Below are 11,878 nucleotides of genomic sequence, written 5' to 3'. Positions count from 1 at the left end.
TGGTAAACCACAGGCAAGGGACCGGACCATGGCGATCTTCATCAAGTACGGCGCGCTCGCGGGCGAGGCGACCGCAGTCGGCTACGAGAAGTGGATGGAAGTGAACAGCCTCCAGTGGGGCGTCGGCCGCGGCATCTCCTCCGGCGTCGGCGGCGGTTCCAAGCGCGAGGCGACGGCGCCGAGCATCTCGGAGATCACCGTCACCAAGACGATGGACGCGATCTCCCCGCTCATGCTGAAGGAAGCCATCGGCGGCGACGCGAAGGAGGTCAAGATCGACCTGACGCAGACCGATGCCAGCGGCAAGCACATCGCCTACCAGAAGTACATCCTGACCAACACGCTGATCAGCGGCTACTCCCTCAGCAGCGGCGGCGACCGCCCCTCGGAATCGCTGTCCTTCAACTTCACCAAGGTCGACAGCGAGTACCTGAAGGTCGACGACAAGTTCAAGTCGACCACGACCGGCCACGTCATCTACGACATCTCCTCCGCCAAGTCCGGCTGACGAAAGCCCTCTCCCCCTGCTTCAGGGGGAGAGAGTTGGGTGAGGGGGAAGGCCCGTGCCCGTCGCGGGCCTTTCGCATGATCCGGCCTTCTGCTTTCCCGCATGATCGATGCCTCCGGCCGTTCCAGCCTTCGGCGATCACGCTCTACCGCGGCACCACCGCCAGCGAGAAGCTTCGCAGGTCCCGGCTTGCACTGCGGAACACCGCATCCTGCCGGTGCCGCTTCTCCGCCGCCAGCTCCGGCACCCGCCGCGTCACCCACTCGCCCAGCGCCAGCGCGCTGACGCGCCCCTCCCCATCCGTCGCCGCGCGGCCGCCCAGCGCCTCCAGCACCGCATAGGCAAACACGCCGTTGCGGTCGTCGTAGCTGTCCAGCGCCTCCTGCACGGATGTGCTGGCCGCCAGCAGGAAGCGCCCGGTCTCGTTGCCCAGCGCCGAGAGCTGGTCCATCGTCAACTGCCCGGCATGGCAGGTGTCCAGCAGCAGCAGGCCATCCCGCGCCCGGATGCGCGCGATGGCGGCGACCAGCACGGAATCCTCGATCCCCTGGCGCCGCAGCGTTGCCCAGTTCGTGGTGTCGGTCACGTCATGCGGCAGGAACAGGAAGCGCTGGTCGGGCTCCGTCCGCACGCCATGCCCGCCGAGGTACAACACGAAGGTATCCGCCGGCGTCGTGGTCCGCGCCACCTCCTCCAGCGCCGCCAGCACACCGCGCCGCGTGGCCTGCGCATCGCGCAGCACCGTCACCTGCACGTCGCGGAACAGCGGGCCGGCGCGGCTGCGCAGCATGGCGGCCACCGCCTCCGCATCCGGCACGGCGAAATTCAGCGCCAGCGCCGGGTTGGCGTATTGGTTGATGCCGATGGCCAGCACCACCAGCCGCCCGGCTTCCTCCGCCAGCGGGCCGCCCGGCCGGCGCAGCTCCATCGCCGGCCCCTCGGCGAACAGCACGCGGTCCTCGGCGTACATCCGGGTGGCGATGCGATTGCCGCCGGGGTCGAGCGGCACCTCCGCCTCCAGCGTCTCGCCCGGTTCCGCGCGCACCGCGATGCGGTCGTTCACCAGCACATCGAGCGGCCCGAGCCCCAGCCCGCGATCCGTCGCGGCGAAGCGCAGCCGCAGCGCCGTCGCACCCTCCGGCAGGTTGCGCGCCTCCGGCGGCAGCGGCGTGCAGCCATCCGGTGTCACCGCGCAGGCGGATTGCGTGGCGAGCAGCGGCAGCCGCCCGACCTGTGCGCGCAATTCGCCGAGTTGCGCCAGCCGCGCCCGCGCCGGCGCACCATCCCCGGCGATGCGCGCGCGCACCGCGGCCGGCGCGTACAGCGCGCGATAGGCCTGCTGGAAGCTCGCCCATTCCGGCGTCTGCGCACGGCCGCCATTCAGGTGCAGCCCGACCAGTTCCTGCCCGCCATTCGCCGCGTGGTCGAACAGCCCTTCCGGGGTCCACAGCACCCAGCGCTGCGTCGCCGCATGGATGAACAGCGCCGCCTGCTCGACGATGCCGGCGGCGCCGATCCGCCACCAGCGCAGCGTGCCATCCCCCAGCGCCCCCACCGCCACATCGCCGGCGAGCGCCAGGCCCCACACCGCGCCCGGCACCTGCAGGCTGGCCACGGCGCGGCCATTGGCATCGAACAGCCGCAGGTGGTTGTCGGTGCCGAGCAGCAGCCCGGCATCCTCCGCCAGCAGCGCCAGGCTGCGTGCGTATTCCCCGGCGCCGAGCGCCAGCGGCGTGCGCCCGAGCCGCGGCCGGTTGGCGTTGCGCCAATCCGTCACCACCAGCCGGCCGCCGCCGGTGCGTGCCGTCTGATAGTCACCGCGTTCGACCGGCGCCGCCGCCAGGCTTCCCGCCAGCGCATCGAAGACCAGCGGCGCCGCCTCCGCCCGCAGCGCCACGCGCAGGCGCGTGCCATCGGGCGATACGGCAAGGCCGACGCCGGTGTTGCGGAAATCCGCCCCCGGCGGCTGCGGGGCCACCGCCACCGTGCCGTCCGGCGCCAGCAGCCCCCAGCCGGGATCGGCCGCCGCATAGGCGACGCCGCCGCCCGGAATCGCCAGCAGGTGCGAGATCGCGTCCCGCGCCGCAGGCACATCCACCGAAGGCCCGAGCCCGTAATCCGACCAGCGCCGGATGACGAAGTTGCGGCCGGTGGAGTCCTGCGCCGGCGCCGCGCGGCGCGCATAGCCCGCGGCATGCAGCTGCACGCCGCCCCGGCCATCCTGCGCCCAGGTCACCGCCGGCAGCCCTTCGCCCGCCAGCCCCGCCACATCCGGCAGGAACACGCCGCGCAGGTCGGCGGCGGCCAGCACCTCCACCCGCAGCCGATCCTCGAACCCCACCGCCAGCAGCCCGCCATCCGGCGACCAGGCCAGGCCGAAGGGCCGCCCGCCGGCCACCGGCGCGCGGTCCGCAAGCTTGCGCCCCTGCGCGTCATACACCCGCACCCGTCCATCCGCGCCGGTCGCCGCCAGTTGGCCGCCCTGGGGCGCGAATGCCACCATCCGAGCCGGACCGGTGAAGGCCGTATCCTCCCACAGCATCGTGCCGTTGGCCGCGTTCCACACCCGCACCCCGGCCCGCCCGCCCAGCGCCGCCGCCAGCCGCGTGCCATCCGCGGACAGTGCCAGGTGCTGCACCGGCGCCGGCAGCCCCGGCAGCCGCGCCAGCATCCGGCCATTCGTGGTGTCGAACAGGTAGATGGCGAAGGCGCGGTCCCAGGCCGCGCCGGTCCATCCCGCGACGAAGGCGCGCCGGCCATCCGGCGTCAGCGCCACGGCGTACAGCTCGCCCTCGGCCTCGGGCGCGATCGGCGGCCGCAGCACGCGGCTCAGCGTGCCCTCCGGCAGGTCCCAGATGCGCAGGGTCTTGTCGTCGGAGACGCTGGCCAGCACGCGGCCGGCGGCATCGCTCGCCAGCCGTGCGACCGGCGCCGTGTGCGCCGCCGCCTCCACGCGCAGGAAAGGCTGCTGCGGCGGCTCGGGCACCTGGGCGCGCGCGGCGCCGCACAGCAGCAGAAGCAGCAGGACGGTAAGGCGGCGCAGCCCTGCCATCACCGGGTCACGTCGCCAGTTCGAAGCCCTGGCCTTCCGCCAGCCGGGTCGCGGTGCCGACGCTGTCCGAGAAATTGTCCCGCCGCGCGATGTTGCTGGCCGCCAGCGACCGCACGTCGCCGCCCTGCGCCGCGACCGGGGCCGCGTCCGGCAGCCGCGCCGCCTCCGGGAAGGCCTGCGCCGGCGCATAGCCGCGCACGCCGCTGGCGGTTTCGACCTGGGCGAAGCCGTCGCGCCCCGGCCGCAACGTCACCGCCTCCCGCGCCGGCACCCGCGCGACCTCGGGGGAGGAGGCGTCCGGCCGCAGCCGCAGCGGCACCGTGGCGCGCGGCCGAGCCGGGATGGACGGCTTGGGCGCCGCCGCCGCCTGCTTCACGCCCGGCGCCACCGTCTCGATCGCCGTGTCGAACTCCGCGCCGCGGCGGCCGATCTGGCCGTTGATGGTGGTGGCCAGCTGGATGTCGCGCTGCGTCCAGTTGCGCAGCTCCGCCATCGCGGCTTCCGCCTGCGGCCGCGTCATGCGCCCGGCGCCAAGCTCGGCCCGGATCTGCCGCGCCGTGTTGAAGCGGCAATCCATCAACTGGTCGAAAGCGACCTGCGTGCGGTCGAGCTGCGCATTCTCCGCCGCCAGGTCGTTGGCCACCGCGAGGTTGAGGGAGGCCTGGTCCGTCGCCTGCTGCTGGCGCGCCGAGAGGTAGCCCGCCGTGCCGCCGACCACGCCGCCGGCCACCGCGCCAATGCCGGCGCCGGCCGCGACGCCGCTGCCACGCTGCCCGGTGGCGGCGGCCAGCAGCCCGCCGAGCAGCGCGCCACCGACGGCGCCCACAGCAGCACCGCGCAGCATATCGGCGGCGAAGAAATTACCGGTGCTGTCCAGCGCCACCAGCTGCGTGCGGCAGCTGTCGCCCGCGTCGCTGCCGATGCGCGAGTCGCGGGTGGTGACGCAGCCGGCCAGCATCGCCGCCGCCGTCAGCATCGCCAGGCCGCGCCGCAACCGCGCACGGAAGGAAGGGGAGGGCGGGGGCATGCGGCGCGGCATGGCGTGATCCAGCGCGAAATTGGCAAGGCAACGTAACAGCGCACCGATCATGCTGCCACCCCCGTCTGCTTCGCCGCGTCTTCCCCAGGCCGCAACACTGTTGCCTTCCGTTTCGCCGCATGCCGCTCTTGCTTCCGTTCGGTGCGAAGCGCGACTATCCTCGATCGAACGCGCGGGGTCCGCGCCAGACCCAAGGACCCGAGGGGGAGGAACTGGCCGGCCATGCAGCCCGCGCGACTTCTCGGCATCAAGAGCCATCTGCCGGACCGCGCGCTGCTGCTCACCCGGCTCAGCGTGTCCGAGGAACTGGGGCTGCCCTACACGATCGAGGCCGAGGTGCTGGGCGAGGACCCCGACCTGCTGCCCAAGGACATGCTGACCAAGGAGGTCGGCTTCACCGTCACGCAGCGCGGCCCATCGCCACTGGTGCGCCACTTCCACGGCGTCATCGCCGAATTCCGCCGCCTCGGCCCCGGCGCCGGCGGCCGCATGACCTACCGGATCATCGCGGTGCCCAACCTGTGGCGCCTCGGCCTGCGCCGCAACTGCCGCATCTTCCAGGACAAGACGGTGCAGGCCGTGGTCAAGGCGGTGCTGGAGGATCACGGCCTGGCCGAGCCGAAGTGGAGCATGCTGCCGGGCTTCGAGCCCATGGCCTACTGCACCCAGTTCAACGAGACCGACCTGCACTTCGTCTCACGCCTGCTGGAGGAGCACGGCCTCACCTACCACTTCACCCATACCGAGTCGGCGCACGAGATGAACGTGGCCTACAGCTCGCAGGGCTTTCCGCAATACGTGGTCGAGACCATGACGGCCGAGCACGGCGCGCCGCAACTCGACCACCTCGGCAGCTGGCGCCGCACCAACCGTGCCCGCAGCGCCATGACCATGCTCGACGACATGGACGATGAACGGTCCCGCCCCTCGGAGGCGCCGCACGCCACCCGGCAGACCCGCACCTATGTGGACGAGCCGAGCATGTGGTCGCAGGGCGAGGTGTTCCACTGGCCCGGCGGCATGTCCACGCGCCCGGGCAACGAGAGCGGCGAAGTGCTGATGGGTGCGCTGGAATCGCAATCCGAGGAGTATGGCGCCGACATCAAGGACCCCCGCTTCGGCCCCGGCGTGCGTCTGTTCGTGGGCGTGAAGCGGGAGGATGGCTCGCTCAACAACCGGCAATACCTGGTCACCGCGGCACGGCACGAAGCGGCCGATACCAGCGGCACCACGGCCGGCGCCGGCGGCACCGAAAGCTACCAGGGCGCCATCCGCCTGGTCTTCGCCGGCCGCGTCTGGATGCCGCCGCCACGTCATCCGCGCCCGGTGATGCCGGGGATGCATTCCGCCAAGGTCACCGGCCCGAAGGGCGAGAAGATCCACCTGGACGAGTTCGGCCGCGTGAAGCTGCGCTTCCGCTGGGACCGCTGGGCGGAGGATGACGACACCGCCTCCATCTGGGTGCGCGTCATGCAGACCGCCGCCGGCGCCTGGGGCGGCACCTGGTTTCCGCCGCGCGTCGGCGACGAGGTTCTGGTCGCGTTCCTCGACGGCGACCCCGACCGCCCGATCGTCGTCGGCTCGGTCTATGGCAAGGACAGCCCGCCGCCCTTCAAGCCCGGCACCAACAAGGCGCAAAGCGGCATCCTGACGCGCAGCTACAAGTCGGACAGCGCGGCGGATGCCAACATGCTGCGCTTCGAGGACAAGAAGGGCAGCGAGGACATCACGCTGCACGCGCAGAAGAACCTGACGGTGGAGGTCGAGAACGACGAGAAGCGCACCATCGGCCACGACCAGACGGAGGTCGTGCAGAACGCGCGCACCGTCACCATCAGGGACGCCGACGACACGCTGACGCTGGACAAGGGCAGCCGGACCGAGACCATCAAGATGGGCAACGACACGCTGGCCATCGACATGGGCAACCGCAGCACCACGCTGAAGATGGGCAATGACGCGACGCAGCTGAAGCTGGGCAACATGTCCGTCAAATGCGACCTCGGCGCCATCACGCTGGAGGCGATGCAGTCCATCACGCTGAAGGTCGGGCAATCCACGCTGGTGGTGGACCAGACCGGCATCACGCTGAAGGGCATGCTGATCAGCAGCGAGGCGCAGCTGATGCACAAGACCAAGGGGCTGATGGTCCAGGAAAAAGCGGATACGCTGTTCCAGACCGAAGGCCTGCTCGTGATGATCAACTGACATGGCCGAGACCCTGCCCAAGCTCGCCGCTCCGCTGACCCCGCTGCTGCCGCGGCTGGAACTCGACCCCGCGGCGGCGTCCAGCCTGAACGGCGCGAAGACCGCGGCGGAGGGAATCCTGCGCCTGGAGGCCGCCGGCCTGCGCAACGAGGCGGCGCGGCTCGCGGCGCATGCGCTGCCGAAGCGGGAGGCCGTGTGGTGGGGCTGCATGTGCGCCCGCGCCGTGCCCGACCCGTCGCTGCCGGCGGTCGACATGGCGGCGCTGGCCGCCGCCGAGGCCTGGGTGCGCCAGCCCGGCGACGATGCGCTGCGCCGCGCCGCGATGGAGGCCGCGCAGCGCACCGGCTTCCGCTCGCCCGAGGCCTGGGCCGCCGTCGGCGCCTTCTGGTCCAGCGGCAGCATGGCGCCGGTGGGCCAGCCCGAGGTTCCGCCGCCGGATCACCTGACCGGCGTCGCCATCAGCGGCGGTGTCGTGCTCGCCGCCGTCCGCGTCCGCCCGGAACGCGCGCAGGACCGCCTGGCCCGCTTCCTGGCCTCGGCGCGGGAGATCGCCGCCGGCGGCGCAGGACGCATTCCCTTGGAGGAAGGCTGACATGGCCGGCCCGCCCGCCTCCCGCATCACCGACATGCATGTCTGCCCGATGGTGACGCCCGGCGTGCCGCCGATCCCGCATGTCGGTGGCCCGATCCTCAGCGGCTCGCCCAACGTGCTCACCGGCAAGCTGCCGCAGGCGCGCATCACCGACATGTGCCTCTGCGTCGGTCCGCCGGATGTCATCGTGAAGGGCAGCATGACGGTGCTCGTGAACAAGCTGCCGGCGGCGCGCATCGGCGACATGTGCGGCCATGGCGGCACCATCATCCTGGGCTTCCCCACCGTATTGATTGGCGGCTGAACCCGATGGCGGGCATCACCCTTTCCGTCCTGCGCTGCCCCGATTCGGTGGTGCCGGAACAGCGCCAGGCGGCGGGCGGCGAGATCAGCCTCGGCCGCGGCGCGGAATGCGACTGGCCGCTGCCGGACCCGGACCGCGTGCTGTCGAAGAAGCATTGCGTGCTGGAATTCTATGCCGGCGGCTGGCAGCTGCGGGACCTTTCGACCAACGGCACCTTCGTCAACCACGCCAGCACCCCGGTCGGCCGCGACCAGGTGAAGCCGCTGGTGGATGGCGACCGGCTGCGCCTCGGCGCCTACGAGATCGAGGTCCGGATCGAGGAAGCGGCCACGGCGACGGCCGGCTGGGGCGTGGCACCCGATCCCTTCGCGTCCGATCCCTTTGCCGGTGCCCCACCCAGCCAGGGCTTCGCCGGGGCCTCGCTGCCGGGTTTCGGCAGGACGCCGTCCCATGACCCCGGCATGGGCGGCTCCAGCATGGGCGGCGGCCTGCTGCCGGACGATTTCGATCCCTTCGGCAGCCCGGGCGCCGACAGCCCCGCGCCGATGCCGGACCATGCCCCCTCCACCGCCGAGGCCTTCATGGTTCCGCCGAGCCTGCCGGCCGGCAAGGCGGTGATCCCGGATGACTGGGACCTGGACCTGACGCCGAAGCCGGCACCCGCCATGGCACCACGGCCCCTGGCCCCACCGGCTCCAGTGCCCCCGGCTTCAGTGCCTCCGGCTTCAGTGCCTCCGGCTTCAGTGCCTCCGGCGCCGCTGCCCCCGGTGTCGCTGCCGGTCGACCCCTTCCTCGAGGCCGGCGACCCGCCACGCCCGGCCATGCCGGCCGCGCCGCCGCCCCGCGCCGAGCCGGTGGCCCGTCCCGCCGGCGATGCCGGACTCGCCGCGCTGCTCGCCGGCGCCGGCCTGCCGGCCAACCTGCCCGTGCAGGACCCGGACGCGGCGCTGCGGGCGGCCGGTGCCGTGCTGCGCGCCGCCATCGTCGGCATCCGCGCCCTGCTGATCGCCCGCGCCGACGTGAAGCGGGAATTCCGCATCGAGCAGACCATGCTGCGCGCCGCCAACAACAACCCGCTGAAATTCGCCCCCGGCGAGGACCAGGCCCTCGCCGCGCTGCTCGACCCGCGCACCCCCGCCGCGGCCGCCGTGCAGGAAACCGTGGACGACCTGACCGCGCACCAGGTGGCCAGCCTCGCCGCCACCCAGGCCGCCGCCCGCGCCCTGCTGGAACGCCTGGCCCCCGCCAGCCTCGAAGCCGAGGATTCGGGCGGCGGCCTGCTGCCGGGGGCGCGGGAGAAGCGGCTGTGGGAGGCCTACCGGCGCCGCCACGCCCAGCTTGTCGAGCAGTTCGACGATGATTTCGACAGCGCCTTCGGCAAGGCCTTTGCCCGGGCCTACGAACAGGCCACCGCGCAGCGCGGCCCGGGCCGGAGGTAGACGACGCATATGGTCTGGCACGACAAGGTGGTCTGGCAGGAGGGCATGTTCCTCCGCGCGCAGCACTTCCAGCAGCAGGACCGGCACTTCGAGCACCTGCTGCAGGCCCGCGCCGCGCCGCTGCGCCCGCACCCCTGGGGCGTCACCGAATTCGCGCTGGACCGCGACCTGCTGGCCGCCGGCCGCTTTGCCCTGTCCGGCGCCGCGGGCGTGATGGAGGACGGCACCCCCTTCGCCATCCCCGGCACCGCGGATGCCCCCCTGCCGCTGGACCTGCCGGAAGGCACCCGCAACGCCGTCGTCTACCTGGCCCTGCCGCTGCGCCAGCCCGGCAGCCCGGAAATCGCCATCCCGAATGCCAACGGCGAAGCCGGCCCCGAGGCCGCCCGCGCCCGCCACACCCAGCGCGCCTTCGAGGCCTTCGACACCCACAGCGACAGCACCATGGCCGCCGAACTCGCCATCGGCCGGCTGCGCCTGCGCTACATGCTGGAGACCGAGGAACGCGCCGGCTACGCCTGCCTCGGCCTCGCCCGCGTGGTGGAGGTGCAGTCGGATCGCCGGGTGGTGCTGGATGAGCGTTTCATCCCGCCCTGCCTCCGCGTCTCCGCCGCCTCCGTGCTCAACAACCTGGTCGCCGAACTGGTCGGCATGCTGGGCCAGCGGGGGGAGGCGCTGGCCGCGCGCCTCGGCCAGCCCGGCGCGCGCGGCGTCGCGGATGTCGCCGATTTCCTGCTGTTGCAGACGGTGAACCGCTGGCAGCCGCTGATCGCGCACTGGGCGGATGCCGGGAACCTGCATCCGGAGACGCTGTTCGCGGCGCTGGTGCAGCTGGCCGGGGAACTCGCCACCTTCACCGCGCCGGACAAGCGCGCAACCGCCTATCCGGCCTATCGCCACGACGACCTGCAACGCAGTTTTGCGCCGGTTGTCGCCGACCTCAGGCGCTCGCTCTCCGCGGTGCTCGAGACCAACGCCGTCTCGATCCCCTTGCAGGATCGCAAGTTCGGCGTCCGCGTCGGCGCCATCACCGATCGCAACCTGCTGCGCGCCAGCCAGTTCGTCCTGACCGTCGCGGCCGATGTCCCTGGCGAGCAGTTGCGGCGGATCTTCCCGAACCAGGTGAAGATCGGCGCCGTCGAGCACATCCGGGAGCTGGTGAACGTGGCACTGCCGGGCATCGCCATCCGGCCGCTGCCCGTCGCCCCGCGGCAGATTCCGTTCAACGCCGGTGCCACCTATTTCGAGCTCGATAGGGGCAGCCCGCACTGGCAGCAGATGCAGACCTCCGGCGGCTTCGCCATCCACGTTTCCGGCGAGTTCCCGAACCTGCGCATGGAGCTCTGGGCCATCCGCGCATGAGCGACAATCCCTTCTCCGAACCCGACGACAGCGACCGCACGGTCGTCCGTGGCCCTGGGGCGTCTGTACCGCCGCCGCCACCCCGTGCCGCCGCGCCACCGCCCTCCGCCGGGCCCGCCCCGACCGCGCTGCGCATGGCCGGCGAAGCGGAGGCGCTGCCGAAGGTCGGCCTCTCCCCCATGGCCGCGGCCGCGGCGCCGCTCCTCGACCTGCTCGCCCGCCTCGGCGCCGGCCCGCAGGCCGCCCAGGTCGCCAACCCCGAGGAACTGCGCGAACGCGCGACGCGCGCGCTGCGTGCCTTCGAGGCCGAGTGCCGCGCATTGGAGATCACGCCGGACCAGCTTCGCGCCGCGCATTACGCGCTGTGCGCCGCGCTGGACGACGTGGCGCTCGCCACGCCCTGGGGCCAGGCGAGCGGCTGGGCCACGCGGTCCCTCGTCTCATCGTTCCACCAGGAGGTCCGCAGCGGCGACCGCTTCTTCGACCTGCTGGCGGGCATGCAGAAGGACCCCGGCCGCTATTTGCCGGCGCTGGAGATCTGCTACCTCTGCCTCGCGCTGGGCTTCCAGGGCCGCTACCGCCTGGCACCGCGCGGCCACGCCGAACTGGACCGCATCCGGGAGGGTCTCTACCAGCTCCTGGTGCAGCTTCGCGGCAATTGGGAACGCGAGCTGTCGCCACGCTGGCGTGGCGTCGATGCGCCGCATCGCGGCCCGGGCCGAAGCGTCCCGGCCTGGGTCGCCGGCGCGGTGGCGGTGGCGCTGCTCGGCTTCGGCTGGATCTTCGTCTCGGACAGCGTGAATGCCGCCGGCGACGGCGTGCAGCAGCGCCTCGCCAGCCTGCCCCCCGGCGCGCCGCCCAGCATCGACCGCACCGCGCCCCCGGTGCCGCCCGCGCCGCCACCGCCGCCGCCCCCCACGGCCCGGCCGGACCTGATCGAGCGCGTCCGCACCTTCCTCGCCCCGGAAATCCGCCAGAACCTGGTGGTGGTGGATGGCGATGCGCAGCGCCTGACCATCCGCATCAAGGGCCGCGGCATGTTCGGCTCCGGCAGTGCCAGCGTGGAGCCGAACTTCATGCCCCTGCTGCGCCGCATCGCGGAGGCGCTGGCCGAGGAACGCGGCCGCGTCGTGCTGTACGGCCATTCCGACAGCCAGCCGATCCGCACCGTCCGCTTCCCCTCCAACCATCACCTGTCCCTGGCGCGCGCCGAGGCCGCGATGCGCGTGATCGCCGCCGCCAGCACGGACTCGTCGCGGTTCTCCGCCGTCGGCCGCGCCGATACGGAACCGCTGGCGAGCAACGCGACGGCGGAGGGCCGCGAGGAAAACCGCCGCATCGAGCTGGTGCTGTCGCGTGGGGAGGTCCGCTGAG

General features: G+C 72.6%; 9 protein-coding genes. 7 read left to right on the top strand and 2 right to left on the bottom strand.

What is annotated here, in order from left to right; genetic code table 11:
- Positions 1-28: 28 nt before the first annotated feature.
- A complete protein-coding gene (locus ACFHPP_RS08975) occupies positions 29-508 on the top strand; it encodes an Hcp family type VI secretion system effector (protein ID WP_430669538.1) in 480 nt (159 codons plus the stop codon).
- 145 nt (positions 509-653) lie between these two features.
- Here ACFHPP_RS08975 and ACFHPP_RS08970 read toward each other — a convergent pair whose 3' ends face one another.
- Both ACFHPP_RS08970 and ACFHPP_RS08965 read right to left on the bottom strand, forming a co-directional pair.
- A complete protein-coding gene (locus ACFHPP_RS08970) occupies positions 654-3,560 on the bottom strand; it encodes a caspase family protein (protein ID WP_437162919.1) in 2,907 nt (968 codons plus the stop codon).
- A 7-nt stretch (positions 3,561-3,567) separates the two neighbouring features.
- A complete protein-coding gene (locus ACFHPP_RS08965; protein WP_437162918.1) occupies positions 3,568-4,599 on the bottom strand; it encodes a hypothetical protein in 1,032 nt (343 codons plus the stop codon).
- 222 nt (positions 4,600-4,821) lie between these two features.
- Between ACFHPP_RS08965 and ACFHPP_RS08960 the strand changes: the two genes are divergently transcribed.
- The 6 genes from ACFHPP_RS08960 to tssL are packed head-to-tail and all read left to right on the top strand — an operon-like array spanning position 4,822 to position 11,877.
- Positions 4,822-6,807: a type VI secretion system Vgr family protein gene (locus tag ACFHPP_RS08960; protein ID WP_437162917.1), complete on the top strand. Its 1,986-nt coding sequence runs from the start codon at positions 4,822-4,824 to the stop codon at positions 6,805-6,807.
- A 1-nt stretch (position 6,808) separates the two neighbouring features.
- The gene (locus ACFHPP_RS08955) at positions 6,809-7,399 is read left to right on the top strand and encodes a DUF6931 family protein (protein WP_437162916.1); all 591 of its coding nucleotides are present in this window, start codon (positions 6,809-6,811) and stop codon (positions 7,397-7,399) included.
- 1 nt (position 7,400) lies between these two features.
- Complete coding sequence (locus ACFHPP_RS08950; protein WP_430669543.1) at positions 7,401-7,703, top strand: PAAR domain-containing protein; 303 nt, start codon at positions 7,401-7,403, stop codon at positions 7,701-7,703.
- Positions 7,704-7,708: 5 nt separating this feature from the next.
- Positions 7,709-9,142: a type VI secretion system-associated FHA domain protein TagH gene (gene tagH, locus ACFHPP_RS08945; protein WP_437162915.1), complete on the top strand. Its 1,434-nt coding sequence runs from the start codon at positions 7,709-7,711 to the stop codon at positions 9,140-9,142.
- A gap of 9 nt (positions 9,143-9,151) precedes the next feature.
- Positions 9,152-10,504, top strand: coding sequence for a type VI secretion system baseplate subunit TssK (tssK, locus tag ACFHPP_RS08940; RefSeq protein ID WP_437162914.1), 1,353 nt, complete (start codon positions 9,152-9,154; stop codon positions 10,502-10,504).
- Positions 10,501-11,877 carry a type VI secretion system protein TssL, long form gene (gene tssL, locus ACFHPP_RS08935; protein ID WP_437162913.1) on the top strand — a complete coding sequence of 459 codons (1,377 nt, stop codon included), beginning with the start codon at positions 10,501-10,503 and terminating at the stop codon, positions 11,875-11,877. Before tssK ends, tssL begins: the two co-directional genes overlap by 4 nt.
- Position 11,878 lies beyond the last annotated feature (1 nt).

Origin of the sequence: Falsiroseomonas sp. E2-1-a20 (assembly GCF_051433195.1) — a bacterium.
Taxonomy (GTDB): Bacteria; Pseudomonadota; Alphaproteobacteria; order Acetobacterales; family Acetobacteraceae; genus Falsiroseomonas.
Note: the sequence above shows the minus strand (reverse complement) of the source record. Positions and strands in the feature narration are given on the sequence as shown.

Bases quoted from the DNA above. Each gene is read 5' to 3' on its own strand.
- ACFHPP_RS08975 (WP_430669538.1), top strand. From the start codon at position 29: ATGGCGATCTTCATCAAGTACGGCGCGCTCGCGGGCGAGGCGACCGCA.
- ACFHPP_RS08970 (WP_437162919.1), bottom strand. From the start codon at position 3,560: ATGGCAGGGCTGCGCCGCCTTACCGTCCTGCTGCTTCTGCTGCTGTGC.
- ACFHPP_RS08965 (WP_437162918.1), bottom strand. From the start codon at position 4,599: ATGCCGCGCCGCATGCCCCCGCCCTCCCCTTCCTTCCGTGCGCGGTTG.
- ACFHPP_RS08960 (WP_437162917.1), top strand. From the start codon at position 4,822: ATGCAGCCCGCGCGACTTCTCGGCATCAAGAGCCATCTGCCGGACCGC.
- ACFHPP_RS08955 (WP_437162916.1), top strand. From the start codon at position 6,809: ATGGCCGAGACCCTGCCCAAGCTCGCCGCTCCGCTGACCCCGCTGCTG.
- ACFHPP_RS08950 (WP_430669543.1), top strand. From the start codon at position 7,401: ATGGCCGGCCCGCCCGCCTCCCGCATCACCGACATGCATGTCTGCCCG.
- tagH (WP_437162915.1), top strand. From the start codon at position 7,709: ATGGCGGGCATCACCCTTTCCGTCCTGCGCTGCCCCGATTCGGTGGTG.
- tssK (WP_437162914.1), top strand. From the start codon at position 9,152: ATGGTCTGGCACGACAAGGTGGTCTGGCAGGAGGGCATGTTCCTCCGC.
- tssL (WP_437162913.1), top strand. From the start codon at position 10,501: ATGAGCGACAATCCCTTCTCCGAACCCGACGACAGCGACCGCACGGTC.